Genomic DNA, 22641 nt, shown 5'->3' with positions numbered 1-22641 from the left:
CCAGCGTCTCGCGGACGGCACGAACCTCGTCGTCGAAGGCCGCCGCCACCGACATTGGCTCGGACGCGAGCCGCCGTTCGATCTGTGCCCTCTCCTCGTCGCACACCGCGTCCAACGCGTACCGCGTTGCCTGCTCCAGCTTTTCGCCGATCTTCTCCAGATCTTCGCGGCTGATCGCCAACTCGACCTGCGGCCACACCACGTCCTGCTCGTAGGCGATGTGTTCGCGGCCGGCCTTGACGAACTCCTGCAGCGCTTCGTGATAGTCGGGTTCGCCGGGCTTGCCGTCCTCGAGCCGCTGCAAGAGTTGCTTGCCGGCCTGCTCCTGCTCGATCGCCTTGTCGACGATTCCGTCGCCGATCGCATCGCGCACCGCCGGCCAAAACAATTGTTCCTCAATGGCTTCGTGCTGGGACTCCGCGATGATGAGATTGTTCACGAAGGTCTCCAGGCCGCTCGCTTCGGCGCCCGAACCCGACGGCGCCCCGTCGAGCGTCTCGAACAATCCGAGCACGCTTTTGTGCTCCTGGCGAAGAAAAGTGATTGCGTCCATGCCTTGCCTTCCAGTTGGGCTGATGACTCGAAGTGGCCTGCGGATACCCGGGGCGACGGCATTGAAACGCGCTGGCCCGCGGCGAATTTCGAGTGATGGTGGGGGAGAGAGCTGCGCGCGGTGCGCGCCGTACATTCAGCCCGAGGCCCGTCCCACGTCGGACTAGCGCAACTTCGGCAAGACGTTGGTGCGGTAGAACTCGATGGCCGTCAGCGGATTGCCCTGCGGGAAGTGCAAAAACGGGACGGCGCCCGCGTCCACCCGGGCACCCCGCCGAACCCGGCGGTGCTGAAGACCATGGGAATGGGGGCGGCGGTCGTCGACCACGTTCGCGACGCGCTCACCGGCCGCGCCGAGGACAACCCGCCGGACCCTCAGGTCAAATAACGAAACACGCGAAGGCCGGGCGCTGGGTCGTCGGCGCCCGGCCTTCCCATGCCAATCAGCTTGTGGGGGTGTGCTGTTCGTGCGTGAAAGGCTTTTCGGCCTTGATCGCGGGTGAGCCCTGGGGGTTCTGCTGCGCACCCTGGTTCTGTCGCGTGCTGCCGCCCAGCCACTGCTGTTCGGGCTTTTCGACGTACTCCCACTCCACGCCATTCGGCCACGGCCCCTGGCCCTGATTCCACGGGCCACGGATCGATTCGCCGTTGCCGTCGGACATGTTGAACGCGACGTTCTGGAAGCGCGGATCGCCCGGCAGCTGACCCGGCGGGAAGTTCACCGGAAGCTCGTTCAGCGCCGCGGTGAATTGCTGGTAGTGCGCGACCTCGCGCGTCATCAGGAAGTTGAGGGTGTCCTGCACACCGGGGTCGTCGGTGTACTGCTTGAGGTACTCGTACACGATCTTGGCGCGCGACTCGGCTGCGATGTTGTTGCGCAGGTCGACGGTCGGGTCGCCGTTGGCGTCGATGAAGGCGCCGGTCCAATTGTTTCCCCCGGAGTCCTTGACGTCCGGCCCACCACCGCTGAGCACCAGGAACAGGGGGTTGACCGATACCGAGTGGATGATGCTGTCGCGTCCGTCGCCGCTGGCCACCGCCGGCATCCAGTCACATTTCTCGTGGGCGATCTTCAGGTTGTCGTTGAGGCCGTCGAGCAGCATCGTGATCATCGAGCCGACCATCTCGAGGTGACTGAGCTCCTCGGTGGCGATGTCCATGAACAGGTCGTACATCTTCGGGTTCTTCTGCCGAAGCACGAAGGCCTGGGTGAAGTACTGCAATGCGGCGGTGAGTTCCCCATTGGCGCCGCCGAATTGGTCCATCAGCAACGTCGCGAACCGGGGGTCGGGCCGGTCGACGCGGACCTCGAATTGAAGATCTTTGTTATGAACGAACACTGGGTCTCCCTTGGCTTGTCGAGAAGGTCATGGTGTCGCCGGGTACCCGCGGCCTCCGCGACCAAACGACCGTGACAGCAACTCCTGAACCGCCTGCGGGCGCTGCGAACGGGTGCCCGTGTGACGAACGGGGGTCCATCATGGACAATCCCGCTTATGGACCTATCGGACCCGAGTTCCCGGCATGAGCTGGCGAGGCGGATGGCTGAGCTCTCCCGCGACATCGCCGCGCCGCGCTCGCTCGAGCAGGTGCTCACCGACGTGACCGCCGCCGCGGTGGAGCTCATTCCCGCGGCGGACGTCGCCGGGGTGCTGCTGATCAAAGCCGGCGGAGACTTCGAATCGGTCGCCGACACCGACAGCCTGGCCGCGGAGCTCGACAAGCTACAACAGGAGTTCCGCGAGGGCCCCTGTCACGACGCCGCTTTGAAGCAAACGATCGTGCGGACCGACGACCTGCGCGAGGAGTCACGCTGGCCCCGATACGCACCGGCCGCCGTGGAACGCGGTGTGCTGAGCAGCCTGTCTTTCAAGCTGTACACCGCGGAACGTACCGCCGGCGCACTGAACCTGTTCAGCTTCAAGGCCAACTCGTGGGACACCGAAGCCGAGACCATCGGCACCGTATTCGCCGCGCACGCCGCCTCTGCGATCATCGCCGGCCGCTACGGGCAGCAGATGCAATCGGCCCTGTCGACGCGGGACCGGATCGGCCAGGCCAAGGGCATCATCATGGAGCGCTACGGCGTCGACGAACTTCGCGCGTTCGACCTGCTGCGCCGCCTGTCCCAGGAGAGTCAGGTCAAGCTCGTCGACATCGCTCAGCGCGTCATCGACACCCGCCGCGAGGACTGACCCTTCACCACCGCCATCTACGATGGGATGGCTTCATCGACGAGGCCGGCGCGGCGCTGCGCCGGGGAACGGGTGGCCGCCGTGTGGGATTTCGAAACAGACCCGGAATATCAGGCAAAGCTGGACTGGGTCGAAAAGTTCATGGCCGACGAGCTCGAACCGCTGGATCTGGTCGCCCTCGACCCCTATGACAAGAAGAACGCCGAGATGATGGACATCCTGCGGCCGCTGCAACAACAGGTGAAGGACCAGGGGCTGTGGGCGGCACACCTGCGGCCGGAGCTGGGCGGTCAGGGCTTCGGTCAGGTGAAGCTCGCCCTGCTCAACGAGATCCTGGGCCGGTCCCGCTGGGCGCCGTCGGTGTTCGGCTGCCAGGCGCCGGACTCCGGCAACGCGGAGATCCTGGCCATGTTCGGCACCGAGGAACAGAAGGCTCGCTACCTGCAACCGCTGCTCGACGGCGAGATCACCTCGTGCTATTCGATGACCGAGCCGCAGGGTGGTTCGGATCCGGGGCAGTTCGTCACCGCCGCGACCCGCGACGGCGACTATTGGGTGCTCAACGGCGAGAAGTGGTTCTCCACCAACGCCAAGCACGCGTCGTTCTTCATCGTCATGGCGGTCACCAACGCCGAAGCGCGCACCTACGACAAGATGTCGCTGTTCATTGTTCCGGCCGAGACACCGGGCATCGAGATCGTGCGCAACGTCGGCGTCGGCGCCGAGTCCTCGGCGCGCGCCAGCCACGGCTATGTCCGCTACACCGATGTCCGCGTCCCGGCCGATCACGTGCTGGGCGGCGAGGGCCAGGCGTTCATGATCGCGCAAACGCGGCTCGGCGGCGGCCGCATCCACCACGCGATGCGAACAATCGCGTTGGCGCGCAGTGCGTTTGACATGATGTGCGAGCGGGCGGTATCGCGCAAGACGCGGCACGGGCGGCTGTCCGACTTTCAGATGACCCAGGAGAAGATCGCCGACAGCTGGATCCAGATCGAACAGTTCCGGCTGCTCGTGCTGCGCACCGCGTGGCTGATCGACAAGCACCACGACTATCAGAAGGTGCGCAGGGACATCGCCGCGGTGAAAGTCGCCATGCCCCAGGTGCTGCATGACGTCGTGCAGCGGGCCATGCACCTGCACGGTGCGCTCGGGGTGTCCGACGAGATGCCGTTCGTCAAGATGTTGGTTGCCGCCGAGTCGCTGGGCATCGCCGACGGCGCCACCGAACTACACAAGATGACGGTGGCGCGCCGGACTTTGCGCGAATATCATCCCGTGCCAACGCCATTCCCATCGGCCCACATCCCCACGCGCCGCGCCGAGGCCCAGGCCCGGCTGGCCGAGCGGCTCGAGCATTCGATCGCCGAGTTCTGACCCGGCTCCCCACGACACATAAACCTTGGCGGCGACACGCCGTCAAACGTCGCCGTGGTTTATGCCCCGCGGCATGGCGTCACGGGGCACGCCCGCGTCGCTCCCCACGACACATAAACCTTGGCGGCGACACGCCGTCAAACGTCGCCGTGGTTTATGCCCCGCGGCATGGCGTCACGGGGCACGCCCGCGTCGCTCCCCACGACACATAAACCTTGGCGGCGACACGCCGTCAAACGTCGCCGTGGTTTATGCCCCGCGGCATGGCGTCACGGGGCACGCCCGCGTCGCTCCCCACGACACATAAACCTTGGCGGCGACACGCCGTCAAACGTCGCCGTGGTTTATGCCCCGCGGCATGGCGTCACGGGGGCCGTCAGGTGATGTAGCGGACGATGCTTTCGGCAACGCACGCCGGCTTGGGTGCGCCCTCGATCTCGACGGTCGTCGACATGGTCGCCTGCACGGCGCCGTTTCCGACGTCGTCGACGCTGACCAGCGATGTCTGCGCGCGCACCCGGGAACCGACCGGCACGGGGGCGGGAAAACGAACCTTGTTGAGGCCGTAATTGATTGCGAGCTTGATGCCGTTGACGGTGTAGATCTGGTGCTGGAGGCGGGGTAACAGCGCCAGCGTCATGAAACCGTGGGCGATCGTCCCCCCGAAGGGCCCGGCGGCCGCGCGCTCCGGATCCACGTGGATCCACTGGTGATCGCCGGTCGCGTCGGCGAACAGGTTGACGTCCTCCTGGGTGATGGTCACCCAATCGCTGTGCCCGATCGTTTCACCGGTCGCGGCCGAGAGATCGGCCACTGATTCGAAGGTGCGCATTGAGTCCTCCTTGACTTCGGGTGGTAACAATAGCGCCGCCGCCACCCGACATCACGGGCCGGCACACGTTTCAGTGCGGCCGACGGGGGAAGCCCTGCGCGAGTACGCAGAACCGCACGAAGGGAGGACGGCATGCCAGAACGCACCGGCCCCAAGCCTGGATCGGTAGCGCATGGGCTCGACAAATACGGTCCGGCGCCCCGGCGACCGTCGGAGCGTATCCGCGATGCCGAGAGCATGCGCCTTGATGTTCCGCTACTCGGGCGGGTGCGGATCCCCCGCCCCGACCGCCTCGCGTTCTACGGTGGGCTGGCCGCACTGGCGGCGATCCAAATCCTCGATTGGCCCATGGTGCTGTTGCTGGGAGCCGGACAGGCGCTGGCCGAAAGTCAACACAGCCGCGTGGTGCGCGGGTTCGGCGACGCATTGAGCGAGGCGTGACCCGTTCCCGATCGGTCGGATGCCGGGTACCGCAACTGCACGGGCACAGGCGATTTGGATTCGTTGCGGCGAACCGTCCGACTCCATTCCTGCACTGGCGCGATGTGCGGCGGAGATGGTGAACGTCGCGGCTGGGCCTCTTCTACGTTTGGCGGCGCATGAGGCGGGAACCCGTCAGGGGTTAGCCGCCCCACCGGAAGGAAACGAATGGCTGAGAACAAGGGCCACAAAGCCGAGTCGGACGTGGAACCAGAAACCCACGAGTCTCGGTCGCGCGACGCGGCCGGAGAAGCCGACGGCTCGTATGTCGGAGCGGCCGGTTCCGATGACTCCTTCGACGCCGGGGAAACGGGTGCTGAAGCGCGGAGCCAGCAAGGCTGATGCGCTGCGCTACAAGCTAATTCGAGCGGCGGGTGTTCGCTAGCCGAGCGCACCGATCGCGGCCTGCAGCTTGGCGGTCGCCTGGTCGGCCACGTCCTGCAACGCCCCTGGCTCGCCCGTCACTTTGACCATGAGTTGCGGGTCCATCGCCTCGACGAGAATCGCATCGCCTTTGGCGGGGTCGGTCCGCACCACCACGTTGCACGGCAACAATTGGCCGATCTGACGGTGAATGCCCAGGGCGCGATGCGCCAGGGTCGGGTTGCACGCCCCCAGGATGAGGTAGTCCTCCATGTCTTCGCCGAGCTTCTGCTTCAGCGTGGCTTTGACGTCGATGGTGGTCAACACGCCGAAACCCTGCTCGGCCAGGGCTTCGGTCGTTCGTTTCACCGCGTCGTCGAACGAGGTGTGCAAAGTGGTGCTCAATCCGGCTGTCATTTCTTCTCCTCTTTCCCGTGTCGAACTTGCGGAAGCACTAGGCCGCGGAGCGCGGACGTTGCAACTGGGCGAATTGGGGAACCGCGGCCAAGGTGGCGACCGCGTCGAACACTGCGACCGTCTCCTGCGCCTCGGGTAAAGCGGTCAGAACCGGGCCGAAGAAGGCATGCCCGTCGATACGCAGAATCGGGCTGCCCCCGGTTTCGCCGAGCGCGTCCTGCGCCGCCTGGTGCCCGCGCCGCACCTGTTCGTCCAACGACTCGTCGGCGATGACGGCGGCGGTGGTGTCGCGCGCCCCCGCCGCGGACAGCAGGCGGCCGACGAGGCCTTCGTCGAGGGGTTCGGAGCGATCGAAGTAGCGCTCACCGAACGCGAAATATGCGGCGGTCCAACCGGCTACGCCCCGCTCCCGCGCGATGGCGGCCATCAGCCGGCCGACTTGCCGCGAGTCACGCATGCGAGCCTGCTGAGGGGGTGGAAGTTCCCGTCCCTCGTTGAGCACCGCCAGGCTCATCAGCTGCCAATCGACAGCCACGCCGGTCTTCTCGGCCGCGGCGCGCAGCCAACGCGCGGTATTCCAGGAGAACGGGCACACCGGGTCCAACCACAACGTGACTTCGCGTCCGGCTCGACCATCATCGGCGGGGTTCATCGCTCTTCGCCTTTCGTAGACGCCGGCCGTCAGGCCAGGCTGAGGAACAGTTTCTCCAGCTCGTCGATCGACACGGCCGGCCCGTCAGTGGGACTACCCTCCGGGCGGGTGATGCAGTCGCGCAGGCCGGACGCGATGATTTTGAAACCGGCGCGATCCAGCGCCCGCGACACCGCGGCCAATTGCGTGACGACGTCTCTGCAACTGCGCCCCTGCTCGATCATCGCGATGACGCCGCCGAGCTGACCTTGGGCGCGGCGCAACCGGGCGAGGACGGCGTCCATGTCGCCCTGGTCGTGCCCGACGACATCGGGCTTGGGCGACGCGCTGCCCCTGACTTCGTTTGCCATGACTCCTTCATACCATACCCCACGGGGTATATGCACACACTTGGCTGATACCCCCGGGGGTATGGTATAACAGACACGGATTAGTCGCGGCTCCCGGTACCCGGTCACGCGATGGCGTGCCACGAGTGCCTGTCGATTCTCAAATGCGGGCCGAATGGCCCTATCAGGTCCGGCGAGGCGGGCGTAATCCCTACCGAAGAGACCGAGCGAAAGGGAACGGCAGTGTCCACGTTTCTCAGACGGGCCTGGGTGCCGCTCGTCGTCGTGGTTGCGGTCGCCCTCGGCGGCGTGGCCGTCGACCGGCTCCGCGGCGTTTTCGGCTCGGACGCGATCTTCACCGCGACGGGCAGCAGCGCCGAACCGCTCGTTGCCTCGCACATCAAGCGGGTCACCTACGAGGTTTACGGACCCAGCGACACGACCGGGAGCGTGAGCTACCTGAACAAGAACGCACAGCCCGAACAGGCCGACTTCAGCACGCTGCCATGGACCTTCACGATCACCACGACGGTGCCGGCAGTCATCGCCAGCGTGGTGGCACAAGGCGACAGCGATGACATCGGCTGCCGCATCAGCGTCAACGGCAAAGTCGAGGACGAGCGATCCTCGGCCGGGCGTCACGCGCAAACTTCCTGTCTGGTGAAAGCCGGATGAACGCCGGCAACGACGCCCGGCCGAGGTTCATGCGGTTCGTCCGCACCTTCGCGTGGCCCATCATCATCGGCTGGCTACTGCTCACCGTCGCCCTGAATGTGCTTGTGCCGCCGATCGAATCGGTTGCCAGAAATCACGCGGTGACGATGTCGCCGCAGGACGCCCCGGCGATGATCGCCGCCAAGCGCATCGGGGCCACCTTCCATGAATCGGATTCCGACAGCATCGCGATGATCGTTCTCGAGAGCGACAAGCAACTCGGTGACGAGGCGCGGCGCTACTACGACGGCCTGGTCCAGAAGCTGCAGGCCGATCCGAAGCACGTCCAGCATGTCCAGAACGTCTGGGGTGATCCGCTCACCGCCGCCGGCGTCCAGAGCCGCGACGGCAAGGCCGCCTACGTCCAGCTCAATCTGGCGGGCAACCAGGGCAGCACGCTGGGGAACCAGTCCGTCGACGCGGTGCGGAAGATCGTCGACAAGTCGGAGCCCCCCAAGGGCCTCAAGGTCTACGTCACCGGCCCCGCCGCGCTGACCACCGACATGAACGAAGCCGCCGACAAGAGCATGTTCAAAATGATGGGCGTCACGGGCGTGGTCATCATGATCATGCTGTTCATCGCCTATCGATCGGTCAGCACGGTGTTACTGGTCCTCGTCATGGTCGGCTTCGAGATGGGTACTGCCCGAGGGCTTGTCGCGCTCCTGGGGAATTACGAACTGTTGGGGTTCTCGACGTTCGTCGTTGCGATGCTCTCCTCGTTGGCCATCGCGGCGGGGACGGACTACGCGATCTTCCTCATCGGGCGCTACCAGGAGGCTCGCCAGGCCGGCCAGGACCGAGAAACCGCGTACTACACGATGTTCCGCGGGACCTCGCACATCATTTTGGGCTCGGGGTTGACCATCGCCGGGGCGACGTTCTGCCTTCACCTGGCGCGCCTGTCGTACTTCAAGGCACTCGGCATTCCGTCCGCGTTGGGCCTGCTGGTCGTCGTCGCGGGAGCGATGACCGCGGCGCCCGCGGTGGTCGCGGTGGCCACCCGGTTCGGCCTGCTCGACCCGAGAAGGATGATCAAGACGCGCGGATGGCGGCGGATCGGCACCGCCACGGTGCGGTGGCCCGGCCCCGTCTTCGCAGCCTCCCTGGTCATCGCGATCGTCGGCATCCTGATCATGCCGAGCATGAAGGTCAGCTACAACGATCGGTTCTACACACCCGCCAACGTGCCCGCGAACGTCGGGTACGCGGCCGCGGAGCGCCACTTCAGCGCCGCCACCATGAATCCCGACATCCTCATGATCGAGAGCGACCACGACATGCGGAACAGCGGCGACATGATCATCCTGGACAGGATCGCCAAGGACATCTTCCGTTCGCCGGGGATCGCGATGGTGCAGAGCATCACCCGCCCGTTGGGCGGCCCGATCGAGCACACCTCCATCCCGTTCCAGATCAGCGCGCAATCGATCCCGATCCAGCAGAACCTTCAGTTCATGCGGGACCGCACGAACGACGTGCTCAAGATGAGCGACGACCTCGGCGCCATGATCGTCTCGATGCAGCGCATGCAGGGCCTGCTCGGGCAGATGAGCGACGCCACCCACCGCATGGTCGGCGATATGCACGAGATGCAGGCCACGCTGGACGAGATGCGAGACCATCTGGCGGATTTCGACGACTTCGCCCGGCCGCTCCGCAGCTACCTCTATTGGGAACAGCACTGCTACAACATCCCCGTCTGCTGGGCGACGAGGTCGGTGTTCGAGGCGATCGACGGTGTCGACAAGTTCAGCGAGAACATGAGCACGCTGATCAAGGACGTCAACAACGTCGACGCGATCATTCCGCAGATGCTTGCGCAGTTCCCGCCAATGATCGCCGTCGCCAAATCGATGCAGGGAACGCTGCTCACGATGCACAGCAGCTTTTCCAACCTGGTCACCCAGATGGCGCAGATGACCGACACGGCCAGCGCGATGGGGCAGGCGTTCGACGCCTCCCGCAGCGGTGACTACTTCTATCTGCCCCCGGAAGCCTTCCAGAATCCCGACTTTCAGCGCGGGCTCAAGCTCTTCCTTTCCCCAGACGGAAAGGCCGCGCGGTTCATCATCACCCACGACGCAGACCCGGCAACGCCGGCAGGCATTTCCGCCGTCGTGCCGGAACTGGCCGCCGCGCACCAGGCGGTCAAGGGAACGACGCTGACCGGCGCCAAGTTCTACCTGGCGGGCACGGCGGCCATCTATCGCGACATCCAGTCGGGCTCGCATTACGACCTGCTGATCGTGGGGCTGGCGGCGCTCACCCTGATCTTCGTCGTCATGGTGATCATCACGCGCGCGCTGGTGGCCTCCCTGGTAATCGTCGGCACGGTCCTGCTGTCGCTCGGCGCCGCCTTCGGGCTCTCGGTTCTCGTGTGGCAACACCTCTTGGGTCTCGAGTTGAACTGGATCGCACCGGTATTCGGGCTGATCATCCTGCTCGCCGTGGGCTCCGACTACAACCTGTTGCTGGTGTCACGCTTCCAGGAGGAGATCGGCGCCGGGCTGAAGACCGGCATCATCCGATCGATGGGCGAGACCGGGGGCGTCGTCACCACCGCGGGACTGGTCTTCGCCTTCACCATGATGTCGATGGTCGCCAGCGACCTGCGCTCGATCGGCCAGGCCGGCAGCACGATTGGGCTCGGCCTGCTGTTCGACACCCTGATCGTGCGCTCGCTGATGACGCCGTCGATCGCCGCGCTGCTGGGGCGGTGGTTCTGGTGGCCGATCCGCGTGCGGCCCCGCCCCGCCAGTGAGATGCTGCGACCGTTCGGTCCGCGGAGCCTCGTTCGTTCGCTCTTGCTGGGCGAGCCCGGCGACGCGCCCGCGACCAAGCCTGAAAAGGCCATGGCGTCGACGGCCGGGTGAAAGCCGCTGGCGCAAGATGGGGCTGTGCGGCTGCTGCTGATTTCCGACACCCATGTCCCGAAACGCGCCCGCGACCTGCCCGCGCGGATTTGGGCCGAGGTGGACGCGGCCGACGTCGTCGTGCACGCCGGTGACTGGGTGACGCCCGACCTGCTCGACGAACTCGAACGCAGGTCGGCCCGGCTGGTGGCGTGCTGGGGCAACAACGACGGTCCCGAGCTGCGGGGTCGGCTGCCCGAGCGGGCGGACGCGACCCTGGCGGGTGTGCGGTTCACCGTGGTGCACGAGACCGGCGCGGCGGCCGGACGGGAGGCCCGGATGTCGCGGCTGTATCCCGACGCCGAGGTCCTGGTGTTCGGGCACAGCCACATCCCGTGGGACACGCGCACCGACACCGGGTTGCGCCTGCTCAATCCCGGTTCGCCGACCGATCGGCGCAGGCAGCCCTTCTGCACCTACATGACGGCCCACGTCGATGACGGGGCCCTGATCGACGTGGTCCTGCATCGCCTCCCTAAGTAACGGGTACATACGTTCTGCACAGCTTCCCCACATAAATAGCTCGCCTACAGAGGTATTATGGAAAAGGTGCAGTCAACGACGGATGTGGTCACCGACGTGTTTCGCGTGGTCGGCAGGTTCCGCCGGCAGTTGCGGCGCACGGCCGGGCGTGGCTTCGACGCGTCGACGCTGACCGAGTCGCAGTCCGAGCTGTTGTGGCTGGTGGCCCGGCAACCCGGCATCTCGGTCAACGCGGCCGCCGCCGAGCTCGGGCTGGCCCCCAACACCGCGTCGACCCTGGTTTCGAAGTTGGTCTCCGGGGGACTGCTCGTCCGGACCGTCGGCGACCCGGACCGCAGGGTCGGCCGGTTACACCTGGCCGAACCGGCCCAGGAGATCGTCGACGCGTCTCGCGCCGCGCGGCGAGGGGCGCTAGCCGAGGTGCTCGCCGAACTCGACGACGACCAGATCGAATCTTTGACAAGGGGATTGGAGGTCATCGAGATGATGACCCAGACACTGCAGGAGCGACGATGAGCGGTTCACTGCCGATGGCGGTCGACGCCAGGCACCTGACCTACCGGTATGGCCAGTTCACCGCGGTCAACGACGTCACGTTGCAGGTGCGGCCGGGCGAGACCATGGGCCTGCTCGGCCCCAACGGCGCCGGGAAGACATCCATGGTCCGGATGCTCACCACGCTGGCCCCGGTGCAGCAGGGCGAATTACGCATCTTCGGGCTCGACGCCCGCCACCAAACCACCGACATTCGCAGCAATATCGGTTATGTGCCGCAACAACTCTCGATCGAGCCCGCATTGACCGGCCGGCAGAATGTCGAGTGGTTCGCGCGCCTCTACGGTGTGCCCCGGTCCGAGCGTTCCGACCGCGCGGAGCAGGCGCTGGCGGCGATGGATCTACTCGACGTGGCCGACCGGCTTGCCGCGGCCTATTCCGGCGGCATGGTCCGCCGTCTCGAGGTGGCGCAGGCGCTCGTCAACCGCCCGTCGCTGCTGGTTCTCGACGAGCCCACCGTCGGGCTCGATCCGATCGCGCGCGACGGCGTCTGGGCGCAGGTGCAGAAGATGCAGGCGCAGTTCGGGATGACCGTGCTGCTGACCACCCACTACATGGAGGAGGCCGACGCGCTGTGCGATCGCGTCGCGCTGATGCACCGCGGTGAGCTGCAGGCGGTGGGCACGCCGGCCAAGTTGAAGTCGACGGTGTCGCCACACGCAACCCTGGAGGACGTGTTCCGCCACTACGCGGCATCCGACTTGGTGGACGGCGACACCTCCGAGTCGGAAAGCTCGTTCCGCGAAATCCGTTCCGCCAGAAAGGTTGCACGCCGTGTCGGTTGATAGCGCCAGGCCAGGGACCCTGGTCCGCGCCCCGCGCGGGTGGCAGCGCGTGGGCGCCGTGTTCAGCCGTATCGGCGCGTTCGCGATCGTCGAGATGCAGAAGTTGCAGCACGACAGGACCGAACTCGTCACCCGGATGGTGCAACCGGCGCTGTGGCTGCTGATCTTCGGAACCACCTTCAGCCACCTGCACGTCATCCAAACCGGATCGGTGTCGTACCTGGCGTTCCTGGCGCCGGGCATCATCGCCCAGTCCGCGCTGTTCATCTCCATTTTCTATGGGATACAGATCATTTGGGACCGGGACGCCGGGGTCCTGGCCAAGCTGATGGTGACGCCCGCGCCGGCGTCGGCCTTGATCACCGGCAAGGCGTTCGCGGCCGGCGTGCGCTCGGTCGCCCAGGTGGTCGGCGTGATGGCGTTGGCATATCTGATGAATGTCGGGCTGACGGTCAACCCGCTGCGAATCGCGGCGGCGATGGCCGTCGTCATGCTGGGTGCCGCGTTCTTCGCCTGCCTGTCGATGACGCTGGCCGGCCTGGTGCGCAACCGTGATCGCCTGATGGGAATCGGCCAGGCCATCACGATGCCATTGTTCTTCGCCTCCAACGCTTTGTACCCGGTCAACGTCATGCCGACCTGGCTGCACGTGCTGAGCCGAGTCAACCCCCTCAGCTACGAGGTCGACGCCCTGCGCGGCCTGCTCATCGGTACGCCGTTCAACCCGGTGGACGTCATTGTCTTGCTGGTTGCCGCGGTGCTCGGAATCGGCGCGGCCTCAACGCTATTGCGCCGCCTCGTGGCATAGCGCACACCGCCGGGACGTGCGGCGCGCGCTATCGATGGCCGATTGTGACCCGAATGCAACGTTTCCCGGCCGACTCCCAATCGTTAGCCAACCGCGATCTGAAGCTTCGGCCCTGACAGGCGATTCGACCCCTCTCCCCGTGTTTCACTGCCCAGCGAAGGGATTCGACCGCGGCACGCGGCAGACGAAAGTTGGGATGGGTAGAGAGCTATGAAGTTCTTTTCTGAGTTGCGGAAGTTGCGTGGCGCCGCGGCAGCCATGCCGCGCCAGCTCGCGGTCGCGGCTGTGGGGGCTGCCCTGATGTCCGGCCTCGTCACCGCCGTCGGCGGCTCGGCTACCGCGGGGGCGTTCTCGAAGCCGGGCCTGCCGGTGGAATACCTGGAGGTGCCATCGCCGTCGATGGGCCGCAACATCAAGGTCCAGTTCGAGGGCGGCGGACCGCACGCCGTCTACCTGCTCGACGGCTTGCGCGCGCAGGACGACTACAACGGCTGGGACATCAACACCCCGGCCTTCGAGGAGTTCTACCAGTCCGGCCTGTCGGTGGTGATGCCGGTCGGCGGGCAGTCCAGCTTCTACAGCAACTGGTACCAGCCGTCGTCGGGCAACGGTCAGAACTACACCTACAAGTGGGAGACGTTCCTGACCCAGGAGATGCCGCTGTGGCTGCAGGCCAACAAGCAGATCTCCCCGGCGGGCAACGCCGCGGTGGGGCTGTCAATGTCCGGCGGTTCCGCCCTGATCCTGGCCGCCTACTACCCGCAGCAATTCCCCTACGCCGCTTCACTTTCGGGCTTCCTCAACCCCTCCGAGGGTTGGTGGCCGACGCTGATCGGGCTGGCGATGAACGACTCGGGTGGCTACAACGCCAACAGCATGTGGGGCCCGTCGACCGACCCGGCGTGGAAGCGTAACGACCCGATGGTCCAGATCCCGCGACTGGTGGCCAACAACACCCGAATCTGGGTCTACTGCGGCAACGGAACGCCGAGCGACCTGGGCGGCGACAACATGCCGGCCAAGTTCCTGGAAGGCCTCACGCTGCGCACCAACCAGCAATTTCAGAACAGCTACGTGGCCGCCGGCGGACGCAACGGGACATTCAACTTCCCGGCCAACGGCACGCACTCGTGGCCCTACTGGAACCAGCAGTTGGTCGCGATGAAGCCCGACATCCAGCAGGTGCTGCTGGCCGGCAACACCACGGCCCAACCGGCGGAGCCGGCGCAGCCCGCACAGCCGGCGCCGCCGGCCGCCTGAAACCCTCCGAACCAGCATCGGCAGTAGCGCACCGGTCAGCGCTACTGCCGATGCTTTTTGGGTTCAGTCGAGCAAGGCGCGGCGATCCTGGTGAAAGTACGTGTATCCAGTTGTCAACGCGCACACGGACGAAGCGACCACCAGCATCCACGTGCCATTGACCACCAGGCTGATCAAGCCGCCGACCGTGGCGCCGAAGACGAAGCTGGCGAACAGCAGAAAGTAGCCGAGCCAGTCGGCCAGCGTTCCACCGGCGATGTGGCGCTCGATGCCCTGCCCCATCTTGACCAGCGTTCCGGTCACGTAGCTCAGCGGAACCGACACCTCGCCGTCTTTGACGAATGACGTGTTCAATGCGCCAATGCCGAACGCCACCAACGTGATCGGCGCGAAATCGAGGAAGTTTTCCTCCCACCCCTCGTCGACTATGTCCAACGCGGTGGCGGCGAACAGGCTGAAGGTCGTCAGCACGGTGGGCCCGTGCGGGTGCGCCACCCAGAAATGCCGCCGGCACACCGACGCGACGACAACGCCACCGACGAAGCACACGATCAGCAGGCCCGCGCTCACGGAGAGCAAGACATCGCCCCGGAAGTAGCCGAGCGCGGCGCGCTGCGCGTTGCCGGTCATGAAGGTCACGAAGTAGCCGGCGGAGTGCGTGAAAGCCGTTGCCCCCAGCACACCCGCCAGCGCCGCCAGCACCCAGGACAGCCGCGCCTCGCTGTCGAAGATCTCCTTTGTCACACGGACATGGTTTCAGATGCCCGCGCTACTCGCAGATCAGAGTTTGCTATGAGGCGGTGAGCCTGGCGATGGAGCGCAGCGGGATCGGCAACCAGCCGGGCCGGTGCCGCGCCTCGTAGCCGGCCTCGTACACGGCCTTGTCGAGCTCGTAGGCGGCCAGCACGTCAGCCGCATCCCGCGGGTCGCTTCCCGACGCGGCGGCGTAGCCCTCGCAGAACGCGGTCCTGTTGCGTTCGACCCATTCGCGGGCGCGGGCGGCCAGTTGTTTGTCGGCCGCCTGGTCGACCAACGGGCCGTACGCGGCGTATTCGAAGGACCGCAGCACGCCGGCCACGTCGCGCAACGGTGAATCCGGCGCGCGGCGCTCGTCGAGCGGCTGCCCCGGTTCGCCCTCGAAGTCGATCAGCAGCCAGCTCTCGGGGGTGCGCAGCACCTGACCGAGGTGCAGGTCGCCGTGCACCCGCTGGACGGTGATCGGCTGGTCGGCGAGCTTGGCGAACCGCTCCTCGATGGTCGAGGCGTACTCCCGCAGCTCGGGCACCTTCGCGACGGTCGCAGCCAGCCGCGCCAGCACGGTGTCCACCGGGAACGCCGACTCCGCCGTTCCCAGCGACTCGGCCAGCGTGGCATGCACCGACGCCACGGCCTCGCCGAGCCGGCAGGACTCGCCGGCGAAATCGCCCCCGACCTCGTGGGCGTACAGGTCGCCCTCCGCGAACAGGTCGCGGACGCTGGCGGTGGCCATCGCCCACCCTTCGGCGGCGTTGGACGCGAACTCGGTCACCATGCCGAGCGGCCACGCCTCGTCCGGGCCGGCCAGCTCGTAGGTGCCCAGGAGCCGGGCCACGTGCGGGTTGCCGGCGCGGGCCAGCACCCGGTTCAGCTCGATGTCCGGGTTGATGCCGCTGTTGACCCGCCGAAACGCCTTGAAGATCGCCGCGCGGTCGAAGATGACGCTGGTATTGCTCTGCTCGGCGTCGGAGACGTGCGGCATCGCCTCCATCGGCAGCTCGACGTCGGGCTCCTTGACGAACCGCACCTCGGTGCCCGCCGCCGTCAGAACGGCCGACGAGTCGATCAGCGACAGCAGAAAACGGGGGGCGTCGGTGTCGTAGAGGGCGTCGAAGCCCGTGCGGTCGCCTGCGGCGCCGATGGTGGCCACCGTGCTGTACTCGGAGACCGGACCGGCGTCCCATTGCACCATGACCTGGTAGCGCTCGGATGAGCCGTCGGCGTACTGCGCATCGACCAAGACCAGGTCCAGGTCGTCGCGGAGCGGGACGACCACGGCGGCCTCGGCGGAGGTCAGCTCCCGGTTACGGCCGGCGTACCACCGTTGCTGGGGCAGCCAATCCGACCAGGGCAGCTTGGCAGGATCAGTCATGCGTCCTCCTCACATGCAGTCAGCTGGAACCAGTAGAAGCCGTGTCCCGGCAGCGTCAGCAGGTAGGGCAGGTGCCCGATCCGCGGGAATTCGACGTGCCCGGTCAGTTCCACCGGCGTGCAACCGCTCCAGTGCTGCAGGTTCAGTTCGATCGGCTGCGGGAACCGCGACAGGTTGTTGACGCACAACACCGTGTCGCCGCCGCCCGGCACCTGGCGCACGAACGCCAGCACCGACGGGTTGGAGCCCCCCAACTCCTCGAATGTGCCGATGGCGAACGCCTCGTGGCGGCGCCGGACGGCGAGCATCATCCGGGTGAAGTTGAGCAGCGACGTCGAGGTGTCGCGCTGGGCCTCGACGTTGACGGCCTGATAGCCGTAGACGGAGTCCTGGCTGGCCGGCAGGTAGAGCCGGCCGGGGTTGGCCTTGGAGAACCCGGCGTTGCGGTCCGGGGTCCACTGCATCGGGGTGCGCACCCCGTCGCGGTCACCCAGCCAGATGACGTCGCCCATGCCGATCTCGTCGCCGTAGTACAGGACCGGTGAGCCGGGCAGCGACAGCAGCAGGGCGGTGAACAGCTCGATCTGGTTTCGGTCGTTGTCCAGCAGGGGTGCCAGGCGCCGCCGGATGCCGACGTTCGCCTTCATCCGTGGGTCCTTGGCGTACTCGGAGTACATGTAGTCGCGTTCTTCGTCGGTGACCATCTCGAGCGTCAGCTCGTCGTGGTTACGCAGGAAGATGCCCCATTGCGCCATCTCGGGAATCTCCGGCGTCTGCCCCAGGATCTCCGAGATCGGAATGCGCGATTCCCGGCGGACGGCCATGAAGATGCGCGGCATCAGCGGGAAGTGGAACGCCATGTGGCATTCGTCGCCGCCGGTGCTGGTGTCGCCGAAGTACTCGACCACGTCGGCCGGCCACTGGTTGGCCTCGGCCAGCAGCACCCGGCCCGGGAACTCGTCGTCGATGACCTTGCGGACCCGCTTGAGGAAGGCGTGCGTCTCGGGCAGGTTCTCGCAATTGGTGCCCTCCCGTTCGAACAGGTACGGCACGGCGTCCAGCCGGAACCCGTCGATGCCCAGGCCGAGCCAGAAGCGCAGCACGTCGATCATGGCTTCCTGGACGGCGGGGTTTTCGTAGTTCAGGTCCGGCTGGTGCGAAAAGAACCGGTGCCAGTAGAACTGTTTGCGCACCGGGTCGAAGGTCCAGTTGGACTCCTCGGTGTCGACGAAGATGATGCGGGCGTCGGTGTACTTCTCGCTGGTGTCGCTCCACACGTAGAAGTCGCCGTACGGGCCGTCCGGATCATGCCGCGACTCCTGAAACCAGGGGTGCGAATCCGATGTGTGGTTCATCACGAGGTCGGTGATCACCCGGATGCCACGCTCGTGCGCGGCGTTCAGCAGTGCGACGAAGTCCTCGACCGTCCCGAACTCGGGCAGCACCTTGTAGAAATCCCGGATGTCGTACCCGCCGTCGCGAAGCGGCGAGTCGTAGAACGGGGGCAGCCAGATGCAGTCGATGCCGAGCCACTGCAGGTAGTCCAGGCGTCCCAGGAGCCCGCGTAGGTCGCCGGACCCGTCCGCGTTGGCGTCGAAGAACGCGCGGACCAGCACCTCGTAGAACACGGCGTGCTTGAACCACGTCGGGTCGGTGGGTAGCGCGGCGGCGTTGTCGAAGTCGTCGGAGTCGGGATGCTCGACGACACCCCCCTCGACGTGACTTCCGCCTCCGGGATGGTGCTCGACAGCTTCTCGTGCGTCGTTCATCAAATCCACGCTGCCACGGGTACCCGAGGCGCGACATTCGGAATCACGCTCGCTGACATGTGACGAAACACCCATGGCGCCAATGGGATTGAGCGCCAGTCGGGTACTGTCCGCGCGGGTGTCAGGCCGGCGGCCCTTCGGCCAGCGTCACATTGACGGTGCGGTCGCCGCCCGCCGCGGCGCGATAGTGCACCGCGATCGTGTCACCGGGATGATGCGGGACGAGCACGTCCGTCATCGAGGTGGCCCCGCTGATCGGGACGCTGTCGATCCCGGTGATGACGTCACCCGGGGCGATGCCGGCCGCGCCGGCGGGACCGGTGTTGACCACCCGTTCGACGCGCGCGCCGTTGCCGTTGTCGGTCACCCCGAGCCCGAGGAAGGCGGTCGGGCCGATGTGCACGGTGTTGGAGCCGGCGCCGGACCGGATCTGGCCGGCCACCCCCATCGCCCGCCCGATCGGGATGGCAAAGCCCTGCCCGCCCGACATCTTGTAGTTGTCGGTGGCGGCGGTGTTCATGCCGACGACCTGTCCGGCGTTGTTCACCATCGGCCCGCCCGAGTCGCCGGGCCTAATCGGCGTGTCGGCCTGGATCAGGCCGCCCAGTGACTCGTTCGCGCCGGTCAACGTGTCGGTCGCCGAGACCGACTGGTTGAGCGCGATGACCTTGCCGGACACCGCGCTCGGCGTTCCGCCCTGACCACCCGCGTTGCCCATCGCGACGACGGGCTCGCCCACCGAAACCCCGCCGCCGATCGCGGCGGTCGGCAGGCCGGCCGCCCCGCGTAGCTGCAGCACCGCGACGTCCTGGCTACGGTCGTAGCCGACCACGTCGACGGCGTACGTCTGCCCGTTGCCGACGTCGAAGGCACTGATGTCCGTCGCGCCGGAGATGACGTGATTGTTGGTCAGCACGACGCCGTTGGGGTCGATGACGATGCCGGTGCCGGCGCCCACCGCGTTGTTGTAGCCGAACTTGGTGTTGATGTTGACCACCTGTGGCCCCACCTGGCCGGCCAATGCGGCCGGGTCGAGGGGGGCCTGTGGGGCGGTGAACGGTGATGCGGCGGCCGGCACGGTGCCCAGACCGAGGCCCAACCCGACCACAGCCAGCACGCTGACCAACCATGACCACCAGACCGAGCGGTGGTGCGATTTGCTCATCCCGTCACCCTTCCTGCTTCGCGGTAAACACAAACTGTGTCGGCCTTGCGGTTCTGGGCGGCACAACTGTGTGTATATAACCGTAATGCAGGTAGCTATTCATGGCAGTGGCAAGGTTGGGTTCGGCGCCTAGGCTGACACGGTGGGCGAATTCGACCCGAAGGCCAGGTTGGCGCGGTCCCCGGTCGCCCGGCTGGCCACGATCACGCCCGATGGTCTCCCCCACCTGGTGCCGGTGGTATTCGCGGTGGCCGACCCGGCCGACGTCGTGTACACCGCCGTCGACGCGAAACCCAAGACGACGCGGCGGCTGCGGCGGCTTGCCAACATCGAACACAACCCCCACGTGAGCCTGCTGGTCGACCACTACGCCGACGATTGGACGCAGTTGTGGTGGGTCCGGGCCGACGGCACGGCCACCATCCACGCCGGCGGGCCGGCGATGGAGTCCGGACACCGGCTGCTGCGCGCCAAATACCCTCAGTATCAGTCCGTTTCGCTGAACGGGCCGGTGATCGCGATCGCGGTGCACCGCTGGTCGGGCTGGCACGCCTGACGGCAGACGCAATTGTGGCCGGCCCGTGGCCTTGTGTTGGGCCGCGGTTGGGGGAAAAGTTGCTTCTGGATCCTGTGAGCCAGGACACACCACGCTGGGCGCACCCCTCGGCGACGCGGCCGGGGAGAACTGGAGGAACGTCATGGCGGACAAGGCGAATGCTTCCCAGGGCGCGGCGGCCGCCCCCACCGCGAACGGTCCCGGCGAGGTGCGCAACATCGTCCTGGTGGGACCGTCCGGTGGCGGCAAGACCACCCTGGTCGAGGCGCTGTTGGTCGCCGGCGGGGTGCTGACCAGAGCGGGCTCGGTCACCGACGGCAGCACGGTGTGCGACTACGACGACGCCGAGATCCGCCAACAGCGGTCCGTCGGCGTTGCCGTCGCCTCCCTGGCCCACGACGGCATCAAGATCAACCTGGTCGACACGCCCGGATACGCCGACTTCGTCGGCGAGCTGCGGGCCGGCCTGCGCGCCGCGGATTGCGCGCTGTTCGTGATCGCGGCCAACGAGGGTGTCGACGAACCCACCAAATCGCTGTGGCAGGAATGCGACCAGGTCGGCATGCCCCGCGCCGTGGTGATCACCAAGCTCGACCACACCAGGGCCAATTACTCCGAGGCGCTGGCCGCCGCGCAGAACGCGTTCGGCGACAAGGTGTTACCGCTCTACCTCCCGACCGGCCTGCCGTCCTGCGAGGGCCTGATCGGATTGTTGTCGCAGACGCGCTACCGCTACTCCGGCGGAAAGCGGACCGCAGAGCAGGCCGATCCGGCCGACGCCGACCGGATCGAGGAGGCGCGTGGCACCCTGATCGAGGGCATCATCGAGGAATCCGAGGACGAATCGCTGATGGATCGCTATCTGGGTGGTGAGTCCATCGACGAGGCGGTCCTGATCGAGGACCTGGAGCGGGCGGTCGCCCGGGGTTCGTTCTTCCCGGTGATCCCGGTGTGCAGCAGCACCGGCGTCGGCACGCTGGAATTGCTGGAGGTCGCCACGCGCGGCTTCCCGTCCCCGATGGAACACCCACTGCCGGAGGTGTTTACGCCGCAGGGCGCGCCGCACGCGACGCTGACCTGCGACCCCGACGCTCCCCTGCTGGCGGAGGTGGTGAAGACGACGTCGGACCCCTACGTCGGAAGGCTGAGCCTGGTCCGGGTGTTCTCCGGGACCATCAGGCCCGACACGACGGTCCATGTGTCGGGCCATTTTGCGTCCTTCTTCGGCGCGGTCAACGGCAACGGCAGCACGCACCCCGACCACGACGAAGACGAACGGGTCGGGGTCCTGTCGTTCCCGCTCGGCAAGCAGCAGCGCCCGGCCACCGCCGTGGTGGCGGGCGACATCTGCGCCATCGGCAAGTTGAGCCGGGCCGAGACCGGCGACACCCTCTCGGACAAGGCGGAGCCACTCGTCCTGAAACCGTGGACGATGCCCGAACCGTTGCTGCCGGTGGCGATCCAGGCGCACGCCAAGACCGACGAGGACAAGCTGTCGGTCGGACTGGGCCGGCTGGCCGCCGAGGATCCGACGCTGCGGATCGAGCAGAACCAGGAGACACACCAGATCGTGTTGTGGTGCATGGGCGAGGCCCACGCCGGGGTCGTCCTCGACGCGCTCGCCAACCGCTACGGCGTCACCGTCGACACCGTGGAACTGCGCGTACCACTGCGAGAAACCTTCGGCGGCAAGGCAAAAGGGCATGGTCGCCACGTCAAGCAGTCGGGCGGGCACGGCCAGTACGCGGTGTGCGACATCGAAGTGGAGCCGCTGCCGGAGGGGTCCGGATTCGAGTTCGTCGACAAGGTGGTCGGCGGGGCGGTGCCCAGGCAATTCATCCCGAGCGTGGAGAAGGGTGTGCGCGCGCAGATGGAGAAGGGCGTGCACGCCGGCTATCCCGTCGTCGACATCCGGGTGACCCTGCTCGACGGCAAGGCCCACAGCGTGGACTCGTCGGACTTCGCGTTCCAGGCGGCGGGCGCCCTGGCGCTGCGGGAGGCGGCCGCGGCGACGAAGGTGAGCCTGCTCGAGCCCATCGACGAAATCTCGGTACTGGTCCCCGACGACTTCGTCGGCGCGGTGATGGGCGACCTGTCGGGCCGGCGTGGCCGTGTCCTCGGCACCGACACCGCGGGCCACGAACGCACGCTGGTCAAAGCCGAGGTGCCCCAGGTGGAGCTGACGCGCTACGCGATCGACCTGCGTTCGCTTGCCCACGGGGCCGCGTCGTTCACCCGCGGCTTCGCCCGTTACGAACCCATGCCGGAGGCCGCGGCCACCCGGGTGAAGGCCAGCGTCTGAGTCG

21 protein-coding genes and 4 pseudogenes are annotated in these 22641 nt (G+C 66.7%); 13 read left to right on the top strand and 12 right to left on the bottom strand.

Annotated elements, in window-relative coordinates; genetic code table 11:
• From A9X05_RS32060 to A9X05_RS32050, 3 pseudogenes are all read right to left on the bottom strand, one after another.
• A pseudogene (locus A9X05_RS32060) lies at positions 1-160 on the bottom strand (anti-sigma factor); the annotation flags it as partial.
• 87 nt (positions 161-247) lie between these two features.
• A pseudogene (locus tag A9X05_RS32055) lies at positions 248-553 on the bottom strand (hemerythrin domain-containing protein); the annotation flags it as partial.
• 162 nt (positions 554-715) lie between these two features.
• Positions 716-820 (bottom strand): annotated as a pseudogene (locus A9X05_RS32050) (hypothetical protein); the annotation flags it as partial.
• Between A9X05_RS32050 and A9X05_RS29535 the strand changes: the two are divergent.
• Positions 806-940 (top strand): annotated as a pseudogene (locus A9X05_RS29535) (hemerythrin domain-containing protein); the annotation flags it as partial. The pseudogenes A9X05_RS32050 and A9X05_RS29535 sit on opposite strands and share 15 nt — an antisense overlap.
• Before the next feature lie 55 nt (positions 941-995).
• Here A9X05_RS29535 and A9X05_RS09685 read toward each other — a convergent pair.
• Positions 996-1892, bottom strand: a complete 897-nt coding sequence (locus tag A9X05_RS09685; protein WP_067780930.1) for a manganese catalase family protein — start codon at positions 1890-1892, stop codon at positions 996-998.
• Positions 1893-2048: 156 nt separating this feature from the next.
• On the opposite strand from A9X05_RS09685, the gene A9X05_RS09680 reads away from it, so the two are divergent.
• Complete coding sequence (locus A9X05_RS09680; RefSeq protein WP_067780927.1) at positions 2049-2747, top strand: GAF and ANTAR domain-containing protein; 699 nt, start codon at positions 2049-2051, stop codon at positions 2745-2747.
• Between the two features lie 27 nt (positions 2748-2774).
• Positions 2775-4124, top strand: coding sequence for an acyl-CoA dehydrogenase family protein (locus A9X05_RS09675; protein ID WP_067780924.1), 1350 nt, complete (start codon positions 2775-2777; stop codon positions 4122-4124).
• A 376-nt stretch (positions 4125-4500) separates the two neighbouring features.
• On the opposite strand, the gene A9X05_RS09670 is transcribed toward A9X05_RS09675, so the two are convergent.
• Positions 4501-4956, bottom strand: coding sequence for a MaoC family dehydratase (locus tag A9X05_RS09670; protein ID WP_067749828.1), 456 nt, complete (start codon positions 4954-4956; stop codon positions 4501-4503).
• Positions 4957-5088: 132 nt separating this feature from the next.
• Here A9X05_RS09670 and A9X05_RS09665 point away from each other — a divergent pair, with 132 nt between their 5' ends.
• A complete protein-coding gene (locus tag A9X05_RS09665) occupies positions 5089-5397 on the top strand; it encodes a hypothetical protein (protein WP_082950096.1) in 309 nt (102 codons plus the stop codon).
• 420 nt (positions 5398-5817) lie between these two features.
• Here the strand turns inward: A9X05_RS09665 and A9X05_RS09660 are convergent, their stop codons facing one another.
• The 3 genes from A9X05_RS09660 to A9X05_RS09650 are packed head-to-tail and all read right to left on the bottom strand — an operon-like array spanning position 5818 to position 7218.
• On the bottom strand, positions 5818-6216 hold the full coding sequence (locus A9X05_RS09660) for a DUF302 domain-containing protein (RefSeq protein WP_067780921.1): 399 nt from the start codon (positions 6214-6216) through the stop codon (positions 5818-5820).
• A 37-nt stretch (positions 6217-6253) separates the two neighbouring features.
• Positions 6254-6868 (bottom strand): DsbA family protein, encoded by a 615-nt coding sequence (locus A9X05_RS09655; protein ID WP_067749824.1) that lies wholly within the window; start codon positions 6866-6868, stop codon positions 6254-6256.
• A gap of 29 nt (positions 6869-6897) precedes the next feature.
• Positions 6898-7218, bottom strand: coding sequence for a metal-sensitive transcriptional regulator (locus A9X05_RS09650; RefSeq protein WP_067749822.1), 321 nt, complete (start codon positions 7216-7218; stop codon positions 6898-6900).
• A 222-nt stretch (positions 7219-7440) separates the two neighbouring features.
• On the opposite strand from A9X05_RS09650, the gene A9X05_RS09645 reads away from it, so the two are divergent.
• The 7 genes from A9X05_RS09645 to ag85C all read left to right on the top strand — a co-directional run bounded on the left by A9X05_RS09645 (position 7441) and on the right by ag85C (position 14717).
• Entirely contained in the window at positions 7441-7872 is a 432-nt protein-coding gene (locus A9X05_RS09645) for an MmpS family transport accessory protein (protein ID WP_067749820.1), read from the top strand.
• Entirely contained in the window at positions 7869-10787 is a 2919-nt protein-coding gene (locus A9X05_RS09640) for an RND family transporter (protein WP_067780918.1), read from the top strand. The genes A9X05_RS09645 and A9X05_RS09640 overlap by 4 nt, the downstream gene beginning before the upstream one ends.
• A gap of 24 nt (positions 10788-10811) precedes the next feature.
• A complete protein-coding gene (locus A9X05_RS09635; RefSeq protein ID WP_067780915.1) occupies positions 10812-11309 on the top strand; it encodes a metallophosphoesterase in 498 nt (165 codons plus the stop codon).
• A 57-nt stretch (positions 11310-11366) separates the two neighbouring features.
• Positions 11367-11825 (top strand): MarR family winged helix-turn-helix transcriptional regulator, encoded by a 459-nt coding sequence (locus A9X05_RS09630; protein WP_067780912.1) that lies wholly within the window; start codon positions 11367-11369, stop codon positions 11823-11825.
• Complete coding sequence (locus A9X05_RS09625) at positions 11822-12649, top strand: ATP-binding cassette domain-containing protein (protein WP_067780909.1); 828 nt, start codon at positions 11822-11824, stop codon at positions 12647-12649. The genes A9X05_RS09630 and A9X05_RS09625 overlap by 4 nt, the downstream gene beginning before the upstream one ends.
• Positions 12639-13457 carry an ABC transporter permease gene (locus tag A9X05_RS09620; RefSeq protein WP_067780905.1) on the top strand — a complete coding sequence of 273 codons (819 nt, stop codon included), beginning with the start codon at positions 12639-12641 and terminating at the stop codon, positions 13455-13457. Before A9X05_RS09625 ends, A9X05_RS09620 begins: the two co-directional genes overlap by 11 nt.
• A 210-nt stretch (positions 13458-13667) precedes the next feature.
• Complete coding sequence (gene ag85C, locus A9X05_RS09615) at positions 13668-14717, top strand: diacylglycerol acyltransferase/mycolyltransferase Ag85C (protein ID WP_067749810.1); 1050 nt, start codon at positions 13668-13670, stop codon at positions 14715-14717.
• Between the two features lie 63 nt (positions 14718-14780).
• On the opposite strand, the gene A9X05_RS09610 is transcribed toward ag85C, so the two are convergent.
• The 4 genes from A9X05_RS09610 to A9X05_RS09595 all read right to left on the bottom strand — a co-directional run bounded on the left by A9X05_RS09610 (position 14781) and on the right by A9X05_RS09595 (position 19779).
• The gene (locus A9X05_RS09610; protein ID WP_067780902.1) at positions 14781-15461 is read right to left on the bottom strand and encodes a YoaK family protein; all 681 of its coding nucleotides are present in this window, start codon (positions 15459-15461) and stop codon (positions 14781-14783) included.
• 46 nt (positions 15462-15507) lie between these two features.
• The gene (locus A9X05_RS09605; protein ID WP_067749806.1) at positions 15508-16845 is read right to left on the bottom strand and encodes a phosphotransferase; all 1338 of its coding nucleotides are present in this window, start codon (positions 16843-16845) and stop codon (positions 15508-15510) included.
• Positions 16842-18614, bottom strand: a complete 1773-nt coding sequence (treS, locus tag A9X05_RS09600; RefSeq protein WP_067749840.1) for a maltose alpha-D-glucosyltransferase — start codon at positions 18612-18614, stop codon at positions 16842-16844. Before treS ends, A9X05_RS09605 begins: the two co-directional genes overlap by 4 nt.
• A 121-nt stretch (positions 18615-18735) precedes the next feature.
• Positions 18736-19779: a S1C family serine protease gene (locus A9X05_RS09595; RefSeq protein ID WP_067780899.1), complete on the bottom strand. Its 1044-nt coding sequence runs from the start codon at positions 19777-19779 to the stop codon at positions 18736-18738.
• 142 nt (positions 19780-19921) lie between these two features.
• Here A9X05_RS09595 and A9X05_RS09590 point away from each other — a divergent pair, with 142 nt between their 5' ends.
• Positions 19922-20335 (top strand): TIGR03668 family PPOX class F420-dependent oxidoreductase, encoded by a 414-nt coding sequence (locus tag A9X05_RS09590; protein ID WP_067780896.1) that lies wholly within the window; start codon positions 19922-19924, stop codon positions 20333-20335.
• Positions 20336-20477: 142 nt separating this feature from the next.
• Entirely contained in the window at positions 20478-22637 is a 2160-nt protein-coding gene (locus A9X05_RS09585) for an elongation factor G-like protein EF-G2 (protein WP_067780893.1), read from the top strand.
• Positions 22638-22641 lie beyond the last annotated feature (4 nt).

The organism is Mycobacterium sp. E3298, assembly GCF_001666895.1.
Taxonomy (GTDB): Bacteria; Actinomycetota; Actinomycetes; order Mycobacteriales; family Mycobacteriaceae; genus Mycobacterium.
This window is presented reverse-complemented; position numbering and strand designations above follow the sequence as displayed.